This is a genomic window from uncultured Faecalicoccus sp., assembly GCF_944327125.1.
GTDB lineage: Bacteria > Bacillota_I > Bacilli_A > Erysipelotrichales > Erysipelotrichaceae > Faecalicoccus.
The window spans coordinates 1-17,797 of record NZ_CALVGO010000026.1 but is presented as its reverse complement, the minus strand read 5'-3'; the positions used below and the strand labels follow the sequence as shown (position 1 = coordinate 17,797).

The 17,797-nt window shown below is 41.0% G+C and carries 17 protein-coding genes; 3 read left to right on the top strand and 14 right to left on the bottom strand.

All coding sequences use genetic code 11. The features are described 5' to 3' along the window. Positions 1-605, bottom strand: a 605-nt coding sequence (locus Q0K03_RS04650; RefSeq protein WP_297238231.1) for an RluA family pseudouridine synthase, incomplete at its 3' end; no start/stop codon positions are given. Beyond that, entirely contained in the window at positions 580-1,233 is a 654-nt protein-coding gene (locus Q0K03_RS04645; protein WP_297238229.1) for an HAD hydrolase-like protein, read from the bottom strand. The genes Q0K03_RS04645 and Q0K03_RS04650, both read right to left, overlap by 26 nt. 117 nt (positions 1,234-1,350) lie before the next feature. Between Q0K03_RS04645 and Q0K03_RS04640 the strand changes: the two genes are divergently transcribed. Together Q0K03_RS04640 and Q0K03_RS04635 are read left to right on the top strand one after the other, a co-directional pair. Next, on the top strand, positions 1,351-2,868 hold the full coding sequence (locus Q0K03_RS04640; RefSeq protein WP_297238227.1) for a 4Fe-4S dicluster domain-containing protein: 1,518 nt from the start codon (positions 1,351-1,353) through the stop codon (positions 2,866-2,868). A 75-nt stretch (positions 2,869-2,943) separates the two neighbouring features. Further along, positions 2,944-4,065 carry a D-alanyl-D-alanine carboxypeptidase family protein gene (locus tag Q0K03_RS04635; protein ID WP_297238225.1) on the top strand — a complete coding sequence of 374 codons (1,122 nt, stop codon included), beginning with the start codon at positions 2,944-2,946 and terminating at the stop codon, positions 4,063-4,065. 38 nt (positions 4,066-4,103) lie between these two features. Here the strand turns inward: Q0K03_RS04635 and Q0K03_RS04630 are convergent, their stop codons facing one another. The 3 genes from Q0K03_RS04630 to mraY are packed head-to-tail and all read right to left on the bottom strand — an operon-like array spanning position 4,104 to position 7,225. After that, entirely contained in the window at positions 4,104-4,928 is an 825-nt protein-coding gene (locus Q0K03_RS04630; RefSeq protein ID WP_297238223.1) for an undecaprenyl-diphosphate phosphatase, read from the bottom strand. A 1-nt stretch (position 4,929) separates the two neighbouring features. Further along, positions 4,930-6,243: a UDP-N-acetylmuramoyl-L-alanine--D-glutamate ligase gene (gene murD, locus Q0K03_RS04625; protein WP_297238221.1), complete on the bottom strand. Its 1,314-nt coding sequence runs from the start codon at positions 6,241-6,243 to the stop codon at positions 4,930-4,932. Position 6,244: 1 nt separating this feature from the next. Continuing rightward, the gene (gene mraY, locus Q0K03_RS04620; RefSeq protein ID WP_297238220.1) at positions 6,245-7,225 is read right to left on the bottom strand and encodes a phospho-N-acetylmuramoyl-pentapeptide-transferase; all 981 of its coding nucleotides are present in this window, start codon (positions 7,223-7,225) and stop codon (positions 6,245-6,247) included. 141 nt (positions 7,226-7,366) lie between these two features. Between mraY and rpmB the strand changes: the two genes are divergently transcribed. Next, on the top strand, positions 7,367-7,558 hold the full coding sequence (gene rpmB / locus Q0K03_RS04615; protein ID WP_297238218.1) for a 50S ribosomal protein L28: 192 nt from the start codon (positions 7,367-7,369) through the stop codon (positions 7,556-7,558). Positions 7,559-7,593: 35 nt separating this feature from the next. On the opposite strand, the gene Q0K03_RS04610 is transcribed toward rpmB, so the two are convergent. The 9 genes from Q0K03_RS04610 to priA are packed head-to-tail and all read right to left on the bottom strand — an operon-like array spanning position 7,594 to position 17,773. Then, the gene (locus tag Q0K03_RS04610; RefSeq protein ID WP_297238216.1) at positions 7,594-8,850 is read right to left on the bottom strand and encodes a hypothetical protein; all 1,257 of its coding nucleotides are present in this window, start codon (positions 8,848-8,850) and stop codon (positions 7,594-7,596) included. 14 nt (positions 8,851-8,864) lie between these two features. Next, positions 8,865-9,470 carry a thiamine diphosphokinase gene (locus Q0K03_RS04605; protein WP_297238214.1) on the bottom strand — a complete coding sequence of 202 codons (606 nt, stop codon included), beginning with the start codon at positions 9,468-9,470 and terminating at the stop codon, positions 8,865-8,867. Beyond that, entirely contained in the window at positions 9,467-10,126 is a 660-nt protein-coding gene (gene rpe / locus Q0K03_RS04600; protein WP_297238212.1) for a ribulose-phosphate 3-epimerase, read from the bottom strand. The genes Q0K03_RS04605 and rpe overlap by 4 nt, the downstream gene beginning before the upstream one ends. Beyond that, positions 10,123-10,971, bottom strand: coding sequence for a ribosome small subunit-dependent GTPase A (gene rsgA, locus Q0K03_RS04595; protein ID WP_297238209.1), 849 nt, complete (start codon positions 10,969-10,971; stop codon positions 10,123-10,125). Before rsgA ends, rpe begins: the two co-directional genes overlap by 4 nt. Next, complete coding sequence (gene pknB / locus Q0K03_RS04590) at positions 10,972-12,612, bottom strand: Stk1 family PASTA domain-containing Ser/Thr kinase (protein WP_297238206.1); 1,641 nt, start codon at positions 12,610-12,612, stop codon at positions 10,972-10,974. A 4-nt stretch (positions 12,613-12,616) separates the two neighbouring features. Next, positions 12,617-13,351 (bottom strand): Stp1/IreP family PP2C-type Ser/Thr phosphatase, encoded by a 735-nt coding sequence (locus Q0K03_RS04585; RefSeq protein WP_297238204.1) that lies wholly within the window; start codon positions 13,349-13,351, stop codon positions 12,617-12,619. After that, positions 13,348-14,394, bottom strand: a complete 1,047-nt coding sequence (gene rlmN / locus Q0K03_RS04580) for a 23S rRNA (adenine(2503)-C(2))-methyltransferase RlmN (RefSeq protein WP_297238202.1) — start codon at positions 14,392-14,394, stop codon at positions 13,348-13,350. Before rlmN ends, Q0K03_RS04585 begins: the two co-directional genes overlap by 4 nt. Positions 14,395-14,418: 24 nt before the next feature. Continuing rightward, positions 14,419-15,648 (bottom strand): 16S rRNA (cytosine(967)-C(5))-methyltransferase RsmB, encoded by a 1,230-nt coding sequence (gene rsmB, locus Q0K03_RS04575; protein WP_297238200.1) that lies wholly within the window; start codon positions 15,646-15,648, stop codon positions 14,419-14,421. 1 nt (position 15,649) lies between these two features. Beyond that, positions 15,650-17,773, bottom strand: coding sequence for a primosomal protein N' (gene priA, locus Q0K03_RS04570; protein ID WP_297238198.1), 2,124 nt, complete (start codon positions 17,771-17,773; stop codon positions 15,650-15,652). Positions 17,774-17,797 lie beyond the last annotated feature (24 nt).

Sequence of the window (17,797 nt, the reverse complement as noted above, 5' to 3'; positions counted from 1 at the left end):
GCTTTGGTCTGTTCTTTCTTTATAAAACAGGTAATACTAAAATCTTTTTGTGAAAATGTCCCTTCTACAACCGCATAGTAATATTTTTGAATTTTGCGTTCTTTAATGGCCTGATTCATGATCCGCAAAGCCCGGGCATTTTTTGCCGCGATCACCAGTCCCTGCGTGTTTTTATCCAGCCGATGACACAATGCCGGCGTAAAGCTGTTTTCCTGTTCAGGATCATACTCTTTTTTCGCATAAAGGTAGTACTGAACACGACCAACCAGTGTGTCTTGTTGGCCAGCCTGATCGCTTTGTGAAAGCAGGCCTGCTTCTTTGTTCACGATCAAGATGTCCGAATCCTCATAGATCACATCGAGATTCCCGGTATAAAGCGGAATCTCTGTGACCTTCTCTTCCAAAAATTCAGGGGGCAGAAAAAGGAGAACAATGTCACCTTCCTTCAGTTGTTGATCAAACTGACATCGTTTTCGATTGATCTTGATCTTTTTGTTTCGGATTGCCTTATACATCATTGATTTCGGTAAGTTCGTAAAATATTTCTGTAAGAACTTATCCAATCTCTGTCCGGCATCGTTAGCGCCTATTTGTATTTCCTTCATAGATAACCTCCAAACAGTTTTCCAGGGAATCAAAAACCGGGACGCCCGTTTCTTTTAACCGGTCATAAGACTGATGTCCGCTGGTCACAAGAAGACAGTTTGCACCCATCACATTGGCCGCTTCAAAGTCATGAAGGCTGTCTCCAACAAACCAGATTTCATCCTCTTTAGAGCAAGTCTCTTTATAAACCTTTGCCAGATCCAGTTTGCTTTTTGCGTAAATGTTTTCAATTCCATAAATATCATCGACATGATTCTGGATCCCTTTGGCACGGATCTGCGACAAAAGGTAATCTTTACGGCTTGCCGAAAGTACCGTTTGATGAATCCCCATTTCTTTGGCCCGGGAAAGAACATCCAAAGCGCCTGTAACAAGATCACACTGGTAACTTCGATCCTGATACATATCCATATATTCCTGTGCCAGCTTTTCAAACGGTGTTTTGGAAAAGTCAAATCCTATTTCCCTATAATAGTCTTTGATGGGAAAACCAAAAACCTTCCGGTAAGCACTTAAATCTTTTAAAACCGGAACCTGATACCGACGTAGTAGAGCATTGATACAAGATAGGCAAAGCTGTACATCATCGAATAAAGTTCCGTTCCAATCCCATACGATTTTTTTCATAGCGTATCACCTTTTTGATTATAACAAGATGTATTGTGAATCTGTTAGCAATTTCTTCTTTTTTTTATTGGCTTTGTCCTTTATAATAAAGAAGGTTATTAAACATAAGGAGGATATATGCGCGGTATATACAATTCAGTCACAGATCTTCGCCGTAAAGTTTTTGCGGCCATTGCCAGCATGGCATATGATGACTGTGAAGATCTTGCGAAAAGAATCGAACAAATTCCCTATGAATTGCTTCCAGGAGATAAAGCAACCTATCGAAACAGCATCTTTTTGGAAAGAGCGATCATCGGAGAACGTTTGCGTTTAGGAATGGGACTTCCTACCCGCGATGCCAAAGAATTCAAAGCTTTATCGGACGGTATTGAAGAAAGTGCCATTGCGAAAAAATATTACGACGATCCACTGATCAATATCATCAAATTTGCCTGTAACGCATGCCCGGAAAAAAAGGTATTCGTGACAAACGCATGCCAGGGCTGCCTTTCTCACCAATGTACAGAAGTATGTCCAAAAGATGCGATCCATATCGTAAATGGAAGAAGCTACATCGACCAGGACAAGTGTATTAAATGCGGTCGTTGTATGGAAGCTTGTCCATACAAAGCCATCACAAAGATCGAACGACCATGTGCCGCAAGCTGCGGTATGGATGCCATCACTAGTGATGAAGATGGAAAAGCGGTTATCAACTACGATAAATGTGTAAGCTGCGGTATGTGTTTGGTCAACTGTCCGTTTGGTGCAATCGTTGACAAGGGACAGATTTTCCAAACCATTTACGCAATGAAAGAGGGACACCGTGTCGTTGCGGCTGTCGCTCCTGCCTTTGTAGGACAATTTGGACCAAGTGTCACTCCAGAAAAGCTGACCGCCGCTTTAAAAGAACTGGGATTCTCTGACGTTGTTGAAGTGGCCATTGGTGCCGATCTATGTACCATTGAAGAAGCCGAAGATTTCCTGGACAAGGTTCCTGAAAAACAGCCTTGGATGGCTACATCCTGCTGTCCGGCATGGTCAGTCATGGCTAAAAAATTATTCCCACAGTATGCATCTTATATTTCAATGGCGTTGACTCCAATGGTGTTGACAGCCCGCATGATCAAAAAAGATGATCCTAACTGTAAGGTTGTCTTCATTGGTCCATGTGCGGCCAAGAAGTTGGAAGCCAGCCGTAAATCGGTACGAAGCGATGTTGACTTTGTATTGACCTTTGAAGAAGTTATGGGAATGTTCGTTGCGAAAAACATCAATCTGGAAGAAATCGAAGGAAACGATCCACTAGTCGAAGGAACCAACCGCGGCCGTGAATTTGCGGTTAGTGGTGGAGTTGCCAAAGCCGTTAAATCTTTGATCAATAAAAAACATCCAGAAGTTGAAGTTAAAGTTCAAGCTGCAGAAGGCTTGAAAAACTGTAAGACAATGTTGATGATGGCCAAGGCTGGACGTTTGGATGGTTATCTGCTGGAAGGTATGGCCTGCCCTGGCGGATGTGTGGCCGGAGCCGGTACACTTCAGCCAATCGCCAAATCCAGTGCCGCCGTTAAAAAGTATGCCAACGAAAATACTCTTGTCGACTGTGACGAAAGCCGTTACGGGGATCGGCTTGAAGAACTGACAAAAGAATAAAACTTATTAAGACGAGAATAACTCCTCTCGTCTTTTTTTTGTGTTTGGTATACAATAAAAAAAAGGTTGTTGATTATGAAGAAAAAACTTATCATTACAGTCATCGCGTTGAGTCTGCTTTTGCTTGCGGCATCGATTTTCTGTGTGTGGAAAATCAATCAAACGACTACGTTAAAAAAATCATCTTTTACTTTTGAATATGGTAAATCCGTGGAAATCACAAAAAATCAATTATTTGATAAGGAAGACCTGAATTCCCTTCAGGAAATCAAAATTGATGTATCTTCTATAAAAAACGAAAAAAACAAAACATATCCTCAAGTTGGTGAGTACGATTGTACCGTGCATTTTAAAACTTTTTTTACTCCTCAATCAAAAACTTTCAAAGTCTGTGTAAAAGATACGGTTGAACCGAAATTTTCAAAATTTACCGAAACGATTGAAATTCCAGCCGGTACGGAAACCAACTACGATTTTACACAATATTTTAAAGCCGAAGATCTAAGCGGCGCTGACATCCAAATCGATTCGAAATCCGTCAATTTCAATACGCCGGATGATTATACGATCCTTGTTCGCGCCATCGATTCACATGACAATACGGTTGAAAAAGAATGCACAGTTAAAGTTACAGACATACCTTCTTCACCGTCTGTTTTACAGGAATCAAAAGAAGATGGTCTCTTTTACAGCCAAGGCATCCTGATCGTAAACAAGAAACATGGTCTACCTTCCAACTATGCCCCTGGGGAAAATGCAGAAGCTGGAAACCAAATACGAAAACTGATTGCCGACATGCAGGCGCAAGGCTACCATATCAGCAATCAGTACAGCGGATATAGAAGTTACAGTTATCAAGCTTCTCTCTATAACGGCTACGTGGCAAGTTATGGACAGGCCCAGGCCGATCGATTTAGTGCAAAGCCAGGCTTTTCTGAACATCAAACCGGACTGGCTTTTGATTTAAAACACACCAACGGAACCTTGGTAGAGACCCAGCCAGAAGTGCAGTGGATCAAGGCACATGCCCATGAATATGGATTTATTGTTCGCTATCCCCAGGGAAAAGAAAACATAACCGGATATATGGCCGAACCATGGCATCTACGATATGTCGGTGATATTGCCAGGACAATCTATGAATCGGGCCTGACACTGGAAGAATTTTTAAATGTTCCCGGAGGGACTTCTTATTAAAAAAGCGCTGTTGTGAGATTTCACAATAGCGTTTATTTCTACAAGATATAGAAAAATAAAAGGACCACGAGCCCCAATACGATTCGATACCATCCAAAAACAGTAAAATCATGTTTACGAACATAATTTAATAATGCACGAATCGCAAAAAGTGAAACTACGAAGCTGATAAAGGTTCCCATCAATAAGACCAAGAGCTGTCCAAAAGAAAAGAATCCGGATTCCATAAAATATTTGACCAGTTTCAAACCGCTGGCTCCCAGCATGATCGGTACTGCCACAAAGAAAGAAAACTCACTGGCAATCGTTCTTGTACAACCGCTGTAAAGCCCCCCTAAGATCGTTGATCCGGAACGGGAAGTTCCCGGAATCAATGCCAAACATTGAAAACAACCGATCTTTAAGCTGGTCTTATAATCCAATTCATCGAGTGTATGAATGGTTGGTGTCTTTGGGTGCTTTTCAACAACGATAAAGATGATCCCATAAGCGATCAATGTAATCGCAATGATAAAATTCGCACTTAAATACCCTTCGATGATGTCATCCAACAAAAAGCCAAGGATCGCTGCCGGTATGGCACCCACGATCACTTTTTTCCATAATTCAAAGGTTTCTTTTTGTTTGGCGCGGCTTTTGTTTTTGCTCCATGGATTTAAACGATGAAAATAAAGAACAACAACCGCAATGATACTTCCAAACTGAATCACCACTTTGAACACTTCAAAGAATTCAGGAGGATCCAAAGGCATAAGACTGTCCAACAAGATCAAATGTCCGGTGCTGCTTATCGGCAGCCATTCGGTGATTCCCTGGACAATTCCAAACAGAATCGATTTTAGAAAGTCAAGAATAAAATCCATACTACTTCTCCTTTGTCATCTTAGTTACAAGTTCTTTGAAGATTTCTCCGCGGACTTCAAAGTTTTTAAACTGATCAAAGCTTGAACAGGCTGGACTCAACAAGATCACGTCCCCTGCCTTAGCGATAGATAAAGCTTCCTTTAAAGCTTCTTCCATCGTTTCCACTGAACTTTGATGAGTAAAAATAGTCTTAAAATGATCTTTCGTTTGCCCAAAGGAGAAACAATGTTTGATCTTGGAATCAAACTGTTTTAGATCCTCAAACGAAATGTGCTTGTCTTTTCCTCCGCACAATAAGATCACGTTTTGATCAAAAGCGCTTAGTGCAGCACAGGCCGCATGGGTGTTCGTTGCTTTGGAGTCATTGTATATACGAACCCCCTGATACGTATCGACATATTCGATTCGATGTTCCACACCTTTGAAAGATCGAATGACATTCTGGATCGATTCGATAGAGATTCCCATATGGTAAGCCATGCAACCAGCCATCATCGCATTGGCGCAGTTAAAATCACCGACGATCTTTAGATCATCCAGTTTAAACAAGATCTGATCTTTATAATAGGCATATTGGTCATCTTTATAAAGATCCACATCTTTACGTTTTAATGAAAAATCAATGACATTGCAGGGAATATCCTGTGCATATTTCAAGATTTCTAAATCATCCACATTTCGAATAAACCAGTTATGTGAGGATCCGTTTTTATAAATACGCATTTTAGACCGGTAATAATCTTCCAGCGAATCCATATAGTCCAGATGATCTGGCGCCAGATTGGTAACGGTACTGATGACCGGATTAAACTGATCAATGCCTAAAAGCTGAAAATTACTCAATTCAAGAGCAACCACATAATCTTGATCCGTATACTGTAATGCCAGTTCGCTTAAAGGCGTACCAATATTCCCGGCAACTAGGGCAGGCTTTTCACTTTTCAACATTTCATACAACAATGTCGTCACGGTTGTTTTCCCATCGGTTCCCGTAATGGCCGCATAAGAGAAATTTTTCGCATAACGGTAGGCAATCTCAATTTCCGTATAGATAGAAACACCCTTTTCAACAAAATAATGAACAAACGGTGCGCGATACGGTATACCTGGATTTTTTACGATAAATTCATAATCGATGGTTTTCAAGGCATCTGGGTGGCCATTGTCAAAGACTTCGATCTGTTCTTTGAGCAACTGTTCTTTTTCAGGAATTTCTTTTTGATCGGTGATCCGTACATGATATCCCATCTTCACCAGTAAATGACTGACCGCGATACCGCTTCGGGCGGCGCCGATGACAAGTACGTTTTTCATGTTATCTCACCCCCAGGAAGATTCCAAGAAGCGCAAAAATCAGACCAGCAAACCAGAACCACAAAACGACCTTGGTTTCGCTCCATCCGCATTTTTCAAAATGATGATGTAAAGGAGCCATCTTAAAAATCCGTTTGTGTGTCTTTTTATAATAAGTGACCTGGATCATTACGCTGAGTACTTCAATGACAAATACAAAACCTATTACGATCAATAAGATCTCTTGTTTCAAGATCATGGCTACCGCCGCTAAAAAACCTCCCAAGGCAAGCGATCCTGTATCTCCCATAAAGATCTTGGCCGGATGTTTGTTGAAAAACAGATAGCCAATTAACGCTCCAATTACCAATACGATCAGCGTCGCAATATTATTTTCCTGATTCCATAAAGAGAATAAAAGAAACGGAATCAATGCGATGATCATCTGACCGGCACATAGTCCATCAAGACCATCTGTTAGATTGACAGCGTTGGTTTCGGCAGTAAACATGAAGAAAATGAGGAAAAAATACAAAAATCCGATATCAAAGGAAACATCGATGATAGGAATCCATAAAGTGGTCGGATTATGGGAGGTATACATCAGGTAAAACACGATGGCCAAAACAGACTGCATTGCGAACTTGACCGCCGGCTTCAATCCTGTGTTATCTTTTTTTACAACGATGATATAATCATCGATAAAGCCGATCAAACCATAGCCGACAAAGGCAAGCAAAATAATGATCATGTTCATATCCACTTGAATGGACGTAAAACAAGACAAAATCAGATAAAGGATCACAGGAACTGTGATAAAGGCAATACCTCCCATGGTCGGGGTCCCATTTTTCACTTTATGACTGTCCAGTCCCTCCAGACGTTCTGTCTGTCCAAATTTGATCTTATGCAAAAAATCGATCATTGGCGGCATAATCAGAAGCATGCAGAGCACACTGACCACAAAGCCGGCCAAAAGTATCATTTCGTTTGATAAATTCATGGTTATCTCTCCATTTCCGCACATCATTATATCATGTTCATAAATACAAAAACAATGAAATTTCCTCTTGAAAAGGGCTTTGTCAAATGATAATATATATAAGCAGTTTCGCAACAAGAAAGGAAAAAGGAGGACAGCGACATGTCAAAAGTATGTGCAGTATCTGGTAGAGGTCCTTTAACAGGAAACAAGCGTTCTCACTCTATGCGTGCTACTCGTCGTACATGGAACGTAAACTTGCAGAAAGTTCGTTTGGTTGTTGACGGGAAACCTCAGACAGTTCGTGTGAGTGCGCGTGCCTTAAGAACATTGAAAAAACAAGGCGCTATCTAATTGATATAAAAAGAAGCTTCGTAAGAAGCTTTTTTTTATGCCTTTTCAATACTATGGATCCTTCGGGAAACGATAGGACTGTTCTTTTTCATGTATTCCTTTTGAAGCCATTCAAGATATGTGCCAGGAGAAATAATTCCTCGGATGCTTAAAATATCGGCCCCCAGACATCCTAAAACACGATCTGTAAAAAGCGCACAATTATCACCTAAAGCCCAGTATGTCTTAAATTTTCCTGATGAAAATTTATACAGCTTTGCTCCCGTTTTATAATGAAGACGTGAAGGATAATCTTCTTTGTACTGTTCAAAGCACTGATAACCATTTTCTTTTTCTAACCGGCAATACCACCGGTAACTATGTTCTTCCAGTTTGATAAGCTGTGTTTGTAAAATTTGTTCCTGTTCCTTATTCAATTGAATTCCGTATTCAAAAATCGTATTTTTTTCTGCCTCCATGGCATTAGGAATGTAATACATTTCCGGAACCTTAAAAAAAACACCATCTCCAATCGTCTGATTCAATCGAAACGAAGAACTGTCATAATTCCCATAACTGTAAACCAGCCCCCGATAAGAGAAACAAATATGTCCGACCTTTTGGAAGCCGTAAGGGCCCACATGAACAAAGACATGCAGCAAGGAAGACACGGAATCGGTTTTTTCTTCATATTCAAATTCCTGGCCAGATTCCAGATACCGATTGATCGCATTCAATGCCCAATCCGGAAACAAGGCACATAGAATGGCAGGAAAAGTAATTCGAAATTTTCGCTTCCATTCATATTTTGTCAATGGATTTATCGCTTCGGTTCCATCTTCGATATAGCGTGCGCCTAAGATCATCAAATAAAAACCAAAGGCTCGCATCAACAAATACGGATTTTCATCCAAAAATAAAACATAGATCCCCAGGATGAAATAAAAGAGGCTAAAAAGCAAAAGCAAAACCTTTTCCTGGATTCCATTCAAATAATTGATGATCAGCTGAACCAGAGAAGCCATTCCGCATAATATACAATAGATCCCAAAACACAGCTGCATGATATTCTGCGGAATATTCTGATGATTGGATAAAATGACAAAAAATATAAAAGACAATATCGCCATCAAAATATCGCCCTTATTTTTTTTACGGAAAAACCGAATCAAAAGCCAAAACGAACTGACTCCCAGATACAATAGAAGAAAGCTTACAAACAAAGCATAGACACTGCCAGGGATCCATGTCATCAAAAAACCGACAATGATGGCCAGCAGCCCTAAAAACATATTGTTTAGAATATCCTGCATATGACTTCTTCTTTCTATTGAATATCCGTTTCTACACAAAGTAGACTGCCCTGATGGATCTCTACTCTTGCACTCTCTTCTACGATTTCATTGGAAACGGTCAGAATATCTTTTGGATACACCGTGTACTTATCCAAAGGATAAGCAAATCCCTTAAGGGTCACTACTGTCTTTTCCACCGCAAAAAAAGAAATATGAGTCGAATTTTTTTTCAATACATGATCCCCTTTTGACAGATAGTAAATTCTTTGATGATCATCTTCCAGAATCAAATTTGGAAAACGATACATCAACAGCCGAATATTCGCGATCGTATGATCGATTCGTCCATGCAAGCCGCCGCATAAGATCAATCTTTCATACCCCTTTTTTTGACAGATCTCCAAGGCTAACTCACTATCCGTTTCATTTTTACGAACAGGATGGATGACCAGATTTGAGATATTCTTCATTTTTTCGAATGTTTCTGGATCCATAGAGTCAAAATCGCCAACGCCAAAAGCCAATTTCAACCCCTGTTTTAAAATCTTGATACAGCCGGCATCTACTCCAATATAATCCGCATCTTTTATGATTGGAATCGTAACCGTCAAAGGAGTGACGAGTACAGCGGTTTTCATTTTAAAAGACTTTCTATATTATTAAGGATGTTTCCTTTAAAAACATAGCTTCCTGCCACGATCGTATCACATCCAGCTTTGATTGCCTTTTTTGATGTTATTTCGTTGATTCCGCCATCGATTTCAATGCGGTATGAAAGGCCAAGCTCTTCTCTTTTTGATACCAGCCACTTTACCTTTTCCAGCATATTTTCCATAAAAGACTGTCCACCAAATCCTGGTTCTACGCTCATAATAAGAATGATATCGACCTGATTCAGTAGATTTTCAAATTGTTCAATTGGTGTATTCGGTTTGACTACAAATCCCGTTTTTACTCCCTGATCATGATTTTGTTTCAATAAAGAAGCAATTTTTGTGACATCGTTTTGCAGAGCTTCCGTATGAAAAGTGATACAATCGGCACCTGCTTCAATAAAAATCGGTGAATATTTCACAGGATCCTCAACCATCAAATGAACATCCAGAAATTGTTTAGCGGATTTCTTAAACCCTTTCAACAAATCAGGCCCAAAGGTAAGATTGGGCACAAAATGTCCGTCCATCACATCGAAATGCAGCCATTTGGCTTTACTTTGATTTAGAGTTTGGATCTGTTCTGTCATTTGCGAATAGTCCAATGATAAAACGGAAGGGGCAATGATCAATTCGTTCATAAAGAGTCTCCTTTCATAATATTTACATAATCTTCATAAATCGAAGGGTTGATTTTTCCTTGACCCAGCGCTTCACGAATGGCGCAATCCGGTTCGTGGATATGGCGGCAGTCATTGAATCGGCAAGAGTGAAGGTAAGGCTGAAAATCTTTGATGCATGAATCCAGATGAGAAAGATCCATGCGAGAAAAATCTAAACTTGAAAATCCTGGAGTGTCGGCAACCAAACCATCGGCAACTGAATGCAGCTGGCAATAACGAGTGGTATGTTTTCCCCTGCCTAAAGCCTTGGAAATTTCCTGGGTCTGAAGCTGAAATTCGGGATCCAGTCGATTCAACAAGGAACTTTTTCCAGCTCCGCTCTGCCCGCAAAGAACACTGACTTTGTTTTTCAAAATTTGTTTCAAATTTTCATCGTTGCTTCCCGGATAGGTCATTTCGACAATGTAACCTGCTTTTTTATACCATTCTAGTTCTTTTTCATACGAAGAAAGATCTTCAATCAAATCCTGTTTGGTCACGATGACAATCGGTTCAACATCGGCAAGGCTTACCAGGAAAATCAGACGGTTCAAAAGATGAATCGAAAAATCGGGATCCTTTAAACTTGTAACGATCAAAGCCTGATCCACGTTTGCGATAGCCGGCCGTAAAAGACGGTTCTTCCGTTTTTCTATGGAATGGATCCGATAGGCATCTTCACATTGTTCAACCTGTACAAAATCGCCAACAACAGGAGCCTTGTCCATTCTAAGTTTTCCTCTAGGTTTGGCAATCACGACTTCATCTTCAAACGAAACCGTATACTGATTCGATATGATCTTTATGATTCTTCCCTTTTTCATTTATTCTGTGTACAGCGTAATATAGCTGTCCTGTCCTTCCTGTACATACTCGGTTCCTATTCCTGGATATACATTGACGATCACATTCCCCGAGCCGGATTGCACGGCGGCAATTCCCATATTGCTAAGTTCCTGATAAACACTTTGAAAAGTTCGGCCGATCCATTTTGAACTAATGGTCACTTTTGGATAAGCAGCCACCACAAAGGTAATCTTTTCATTTGCATCAGGATCAATTCGATCTCCTATTTTCAGACCTTGCTGCTCTAAAATATATCCTGGATTGGTATTGGCCATCGACTGTTCAATGACTTCAATGTCTAGCTTGACACCCTCTTCTTCTAAAGATGCTTCCACATCCGACAGATACTGGCCGGTATAATCACCCACCAAAAAGGAAGGGCCTTTTGAGATCGTCAGCCGAATTTCATCGTCCGTATTCACCATAGAACCCGCACTTTTATTGGACGAGATGACATTTCCCTTATCGATCTCATCACTGACTTGTTCCTTGATGTTGATTTGATCCTCATCAAATCCCAATTCCACCAGTGAAGATACGGCATCTTCCTGAGAAAGGTCTTTTAGCTGCGGCATTGTAACATAGCCCAATGGCAGAGTCCCTGTCATGATCAAGGCAAAAACTAAGCTGACCGATAAAATACATATACATCCTATTACAACGATCCATGTTTTAAAACGATTTCTCGACTTTTTTTCTTTTTCCTGATAATGAACATGAACATGTCCCTGGTTCACTTCTAAAGAGGAAACCTCTGGTTCCTGAAGCTCTAAACGTTCCATGTTACGATATTCAAGATCCCGGCAATGCTCCAGATCATAGTGCATTTCTTCAACATGCAGATATCTTTGATTTGGATCCTTGGCGGTCGCTTTTAGCACAATGTTCTCAACGGATTGAGGAATCATCGGATTAAAATCGCGAACATAAGGCATCTTCGTCCGCAAATGCTTGATGGCAATTTCCGTAGGTGTCTTTCCCTTGAAAGGAACGGTTCCCGTCAAAAGTTCATAAAAAACAATTCCCAGCGAATAAATGTCAACCTGAGCACTGGGTTCTTTTCCCTGTGCTGTCTCCGGTGCCAGATAGTGAGCCGAGCCCATAACGGCATTATTTAATGTCAGCTGAACAGAATCGGAAGCAACGGCAATTCCAAAATCGGTGATTTTAACCGTTCCGTCATCTTTGATCAGGATATTTTGCGGTTTGATATCCCGATGGATGATCTTATTTTGATGAGCCAGACTCATCGCACTGGTCAGCTGCTTCATAATGTCAATAGCTTCATTATAATGCAATGCTCCGCGCTGCTGGATCAGCTGCTTGAGCGTTCTTCCCCGGACATATTCCATGACGATGTAATGCATACCTTCATATTCACCGACATCATAGATATCTACGACATTGGGATGAGACAAACGGGATGCCGCACTGGCTTCTCTTTGAAAGCGCACCAGCACCATAGGATCTTCACTCAGCTTGGAACGGAGGACTTTGATGGCAACAATGCGATCCAGGATCTTGTCTTTGGCCCGATACACATCCGCCATCCCGCCCTGTCCAATCAAAGATAAGATCTGATAACGATTGGCAATTTGTTTAATCATCATTTCAGCCATACCATCAGTCCTCGTTTTCCAACAAGATCACCGTGCAGTTATCATAGCCTCCCGCTTTGACGGCCAAAGAAAGAAGCGTATCGACTTTCTGCCGAGTTTCCATTTTCTTATCTTTTATCACATCAAAAATCTGATCATGACCCACATAGCCATGCAGTCCATCGCTGCAGATCAATAAAGCTTTATAGTTGGATTCAATACGATTGGTATCAATGCGAAATACATGCCATACGCCCAATGCATTGGTCAGAGTGTTTTTTTGTGCATGATGTTTTGCCTCTTCTTTAGTGATCTTTCCTTCTTTGATCAGCTGAGCGATCACACTGTGATCTTCTGTCATCTGGACCAGGCCATCCTCATAATAGGCATAAAGACGAGAATCGCCTACATTAAATACATAGGTCTTTCCGTGTGTGATCAAACAGCCGACACACGTTGTTCCCATTCCTCTTTCCTTTTGGTTCGACATACTTTTTTTATAGATTCGATCGTTGGCCAGTTCCAGTGAAGACTGGATCCATTCGTTGACCTGCGCATCGCTGGTAAATGTATCGACTTGTAAAAAAGATTCTCTTAAGGTATGAATGGCCAATGAACTTGCCACCTCGCCGGCTGCCGCTCCTCCAATACCATCACATACAACGGCCAGGAGATCATCGTGTTGATTTTGTAAAAGACAAAAGTCGTCCTCATTGATCTGTCTTTTGCAGCCTACATCTGTATTCGCATAGATTTTCATTCTTCATGTCCTCTTTTCAATTCTTTGATACGAAGCTGTCCGCAAGCCGCATCAATATCATTGCCATGTTCCTTTCGAATCGTACAGCGGACTCCCTCTTTCATCAGAGCATCGTAGAAAACCATGGCTTCTTCATGACTGACGCCCTGAAATCCTTTTTCGTCCACGGCATTATAAGGAATCAAATTGACATAGGCATTATAGCCCCGTAAAAGTTTGGCCAGTTCTTTAGCGTGACTTTTAGAGTCATTGACTCCTTTCAGTAATATATATTCAAACGTCAACCGACGATTGTTTTCTTTCCCATAATATTCCAAAGCCTTCATGAGTTCTTCCAAAGGATATGCATGATTGATCGGCATCAGCTGATCTCGTAATGCGTTGTTGGGAGCATGTAAACTGATGGCCAGATTGTATTGTGTATGTTCGTCGGCAAAATCATAGATTCGCGGAACCACACCGCAAGTAGATATCGTAATATGTCTTGATCCGATTCCTAATCCCCGATCATGATTGACCGTAGAAAGAAAATTCATTACATTCTCATAGTTATCAAAAGGTTCTCCCGTTCCCATAACGACGATATGACTCAACCGATCCGATACTTTATCCAGTTCCTTTTGGACATAGATAAATTGTGCAACCATCTCGCCGCTGGTAAGATCTCGTCTTTTCTTGGTCAGACCGCTGGCGCAGAAAGCACAGCCCATATTGCATCCTACCTGGGAAGTCACACAAATGCTTTTTCCATAGTCAAAAACCATCATGACGCTTTCCACCAGAGCCCCATCGGACAATGCGAACAGAAACTTCGTTGTTCCATCATGAGAGACTTGTTTTTTGACAAGCCGTAAAGGACTGATAATAAAATCTTTTTTTAGTGTTTCTCTTGTCTCCAGACTAAGATTGGTCATTTCATCGATATCTAAAACGCGGTTTCGATAAAGCCACTGAAAAATCTGGTGTCCTCGAAAACTTTTCCATCCATATTCTTTGGCAAGCTCTTGCATTTGTTCATAATTAAAATCATAAAGGCTTCGCATATTACACCTCAATTCATCTAAAAATTATATCAAATCTGTCCCTTTCTTCTCAAGTTTTGCCATATAGAAACCATCTTGAGACACAGTAGGAAAAATCATTTTCTCATCGATCAAAGAAAATTCCGGATGAGAGTTCAAAAAGTATTCGACTTGTTTTTCGTTTTCTTTTTTGTTCACGGTACAAGTTGAATAGATCAGCTGTCCCTTTTCCTTTACATGCGATGCGCATGATTCCAGGATCTTTCTTTGAACAGGGATCAAAGAATCCATGTCTTCTGATTTCATTGTAATCTTGATATCCGGCTTTCTTGCCAGGACCCCATAACCGCTGCAAGGAACATCGCACAAGATCCGATCAAAGGATCCCAACGCTTCCATCTTTGTGGCATCCATGCATTGAGTATGGATACAATGTAAATGCAGTCTTTGTGCATCTCTTTCAATCAAGGAAACCCTATGTGCATGGATATCCAGACACAAGATCATGCCTTGATCCTGCATCGATTCAGCCATGGCCATCGATTTCGTCCCTGGAGCTGCACAACAGTCAAGAACACTCATTCCTTTTTGAGCATTCACAAACTGAGCAATTTGGTAGGAACCTGCATCCTGCACACTCATCTTTCCGGATCGATAAAAAGAATGAGAGGATACATCGTTTCCATGATAGATGTACAATTCATCCTGAACATAACTGAAGTCGTCCGTATCAAATTCCTCCCGAGTCGAACAAAGCGGGTTCCTCCGGACATAGATAGGTAAGATCTGCAGGGAGCTCATCGCCATTTCGCATGTTTTTTCGAAACCATATTGAGACTTCCACATTTTTATCAGCCACAAAGGCAGCGAACTTTGTATGGAAAGTTTTTCTTCTTCGTTTTCAGGAAGTTGGATTGCGTTTAGGTCTGCACGATGTAAAACGGCATTGACCAGTCCGGTAAAGTTTTGATGTGTTTGTTTGGCCAGTTCCACCGCTTCGTTCACGATGGCATAGGCAGGCACCTTGTCTAAATAAAAGAGCTGATAAAGACTCATGATCAGCAATATCCGAATCCGCATGGGGATTTTTTTGTTTACATACTGATCGACACAGTAATTTAAAAATCCATGATTCTGCAAAGTGCCATAAAAAATGCGTGTGGCCAGGGCCTGATCTTTTTTCGGGCAATCTTGTAAATGATTTTTCAAGTAGAGATTCGAATATTTACCTTCCAGAAGAACCTGGCATAAGGCTTCATACAACCATTTTCGCATATTACTCCTCCAAACCTACCGGATACATATTGATATCCTGTTTCACGGGTGTTCTTAACTTTAAATGGTGCTCAACCAAACTCCACACCATAAAGTTGAGCTGATTTTCATCCTTGCATTTAAGGACAAGACGAACGCGCTTTTTCTTTTGGCGCATAGAAATGGAAATAGGCCCCAACACCTTGGCATCTTTTAAAAACAGTTTGGCTTCGTTGGCTACTTCCATGGCCTTTTGTTCATTAAAATGGGTATAGATCACTGTGCATAAATAAACATAAGGAGGATATTGTCCCAGGTGCCGGTACTTCATTTCCTTGAAAAAGAAAGAAGAATAATCATGGTGTAACACACTTTGCATGACATAGTGATCCGGCTCAAATGTCTGTATATAGACATGGCCTTCCAAAACATTTCTTCCACAGCGGCCGCTTGCCTGTTCCAACATGGCATAAGCTGTTTCTGCGCTTTGATAATCCACCCTGGCCAGACTGGCATCCGCCTGCAGGATCCCCACAACGGTTACTCTTTCAAAATCCAATCCCTTGGCAACCATCTGTGTCCCCAGTAAAATGTCTCCCTTCGTTTCAAATTCTTTCAAAATGGCGGCATGTGCGTTTTTCTTTCGTGTACTGTCGGCATCCATTCGAAGGATGTTTGCTTCTGGAAACAAGGTATGCAGATGTTCTTCCAATTTTTCCGTTCCCATACTCAGCTGAAAAAAATCATGGCTATGGCACTGCGGGCAGGTGTGGTCAAAATGAAAGACCCTTCCACAACAATGACACATCAAGAGATCCTGATTTTTATGATACGACAACGCCAATCCGCAATCCGGACAAGAGAGAACATTTTGACATTGCGCACACTTGACCACCGGAAGATAGCCACGGCGATTCAAAAGAAGAATGGCCTGTTCCTTATGATCAAGACACCTTTGAATGGCTTGGATCAAAGATTCAGACAATCCATGTTTTGAAGATTCTTTTTTCATATCGACAAGATGAATCGACGGCATATCTTGATGGATCCTCTGTTTGAGTTCGACCAAACGGTAAACATTCTTGTAAGCGCGTGCATACGAATCCAGAGAAGGTGTCGCACTGGATAAAACAACCTTACAATTATGATAACGGGCTCGAGCCAAAACCACGTCCCGTGTATGATAACGCGGCATTGAATCCTGCTTATAGGAACCATCATGTTCTTCATCCATCAGAATCAATCCCAGCTTGGAAAAAGGCATAAAGACACTGCTTCGTGTTCCCACCACGATCGAAACGCGATTTTCCTTGACCGAAAGATATTGCTCGTACTTTTCCTGCGCATTCAAAGAAGAATGATATAAGGCGATCCCTGTTTTGAAGCGAGCCTTGACGCGCTGGATCATCATCGGTGTAAGCCCAATTTCTGGAACCAGAAATAAGACTTGTTTGCCTTGATCCAGAACTTTTTGGGCTAGCTGTAAAAACACTTCTGTTTTTCCCGAACCGGTCACTCCATGAAGAAGATAGGTCCTTTCATTTCCCGAGTCGATCGTTTCAATTGCCTGAATCTGTTCGCTGGTCAGCGCGAAACTTGTATCTTGAACAGTGTCTTCAATCGATTCTGTATGTTTTACTTTCTTAAAGATCTGCAGTGCTCCTTTTTCCAGTAAAACTTTCGTTAACGTAATTTCCTTTCGGACCAAAGACGCTTTCATAGGAAGACGATCTTGTATGCTTTCTAACGCTTTTTTTTGTTTTATGGTCAAATCCACGTTTTCTTTTCCCAGATCGATCCAATCTTCATAGATCACCCTGGCCCTGGAACTGGAAGGCTTCAAAGCTGGAGGAAGCATGGTTTTTAAAACCGATATTACAGAACACACATATCGTTTTGAAATATACGAAGCCAGTTCAAAAAGTTCCTGATTGATCAAAGGTTCTTTGTCGATCACTTCCAAAACTTCCTTGATGGAACTTGTTTTTGGAATCACATCGATTTTCGCAACAAAACCAATCAGTTCCTGAGAACCGAAACTGACTTTGACACGGCATCCCGGTAAGACATCTTCCCGACACGAATAGGTAAAAACGCTGTTAAGTTTTAATGTGTTATGTTCCACGTAAACATCAATATAAGACATATTGATATTCTATCATAAAAAAAG

Excerpts from the sequence above, each read along its gene's own strand:
- mraY (WP_297238220.1), bottom strand. The coding sequence starts at position 7,225 with ATGAATTTATCAAACGAAATGATACTTTTGGCCGGCTTTGTGGTCAGT.
- Q0K03_RS04635 (WP_297238225.1), top strand. The coding sequence starts at position 2,944 with ATGAAGAAAAAACTTATCATTACAGTCATCGCGTTGAGTCTGCTTTTG.
- rlmN (WP_297238202.1), bottom strand. The coding sequence starts at position 14,394 with ATGCGAAGCCTTTATGATTTTAATTATGAACAAATGCAAGAGCTTGCC.
- priA (WP_297238198.1), bottom strand. The coding sequence starts at position 17,773 with ATGTCTTATATTGATGTTTACGTGGAACATAACACATTAAAACTTAAC.
- murD (WP_297238221.1), bottom strand. The coding sequence starts at position 6,243 with ATGAAAAACGTACTTGTCATCGGCGCCGCCCGAAGCGGTATCGCGGTC.
- Q0K03_RS04585 (WP_297238204.1), bottom strand. The coding sequence starts at position 13,351 with ATGAAAATCTATGCGAATACAGATGTAGGCTGCAAAAGACAGATCAAT.
- Q0K03_RS04605 (WP_297238214.1), bottom strand. The coding sequence starts at position 9,470 with ATGAAAACCGCTGTACTCGTCACTCCTTTGACGGTTACGATTCCAATC.
- rpmB (WP_297238218.1), top strand. The coding sequence starts at position 7,367 with ATGTCAAAAGTATGTGCAGTATCTGGTAGAGGTCCTTTAACAGGAAAC.
- rsgA (WP_297238209.1), bottom strand. The coding sequence starts at position 10,971 with ATGAAAAAGGGAAGAATCATAAAGATCATATCGAATCAGTATACGGTT.
- pknB (WP_297238206.1), bottom strand. The coding sequence starts at position 12,612 with ATGGCTGAAATGATGATTAAACAAATTGCCAATCGTTATCAGATCTTA.
- Q0K03_RS04645 (WP_297238229.1), bottom strand. The coding sequence starts at position 1,233 with ATGAAAAAAATCGTATGGGATTGGAACGGAACTTTATTCGATGATGTA.
- rsmB (WP_297238200.1), bottom strand. The coding sequence starts at position 15,648 with ATGCGAAAATGGTTGTATGAAGCCTTATGCCAGGTTCTTCTGGAAGGT.
- rpe (WP_297238212.1), bottom strand. The coding sequence starts at position 10,126 with ATGAACGAATTGATCATTGCCCCTTCCGTTTTATCATTGGACTATTCG.
- Q0K03_RS04630 (WP_297238223.1), bottom strand. The coding sequence starts at position 4,928 with ATGGATTTTATTCTTGACTTTCTAAAATCGATTCTGTTTGGAATTGTC.
- Q0K03_RS04610 (WP_297238216.1), bottom strand. The coding sequence starts at position 8,850 with ATGCAGGATATTCTAAACAATATGTTTTTAGGGCTGCTGGCCATCATT.
- Q0K03_RS04640 (WP_297238227.1), top strand. The coding sequence starts at position 1,351 with ATGCGCGGTATATACAATTCAGTCACAGATCTTCGCCGTAAAGTTTTT.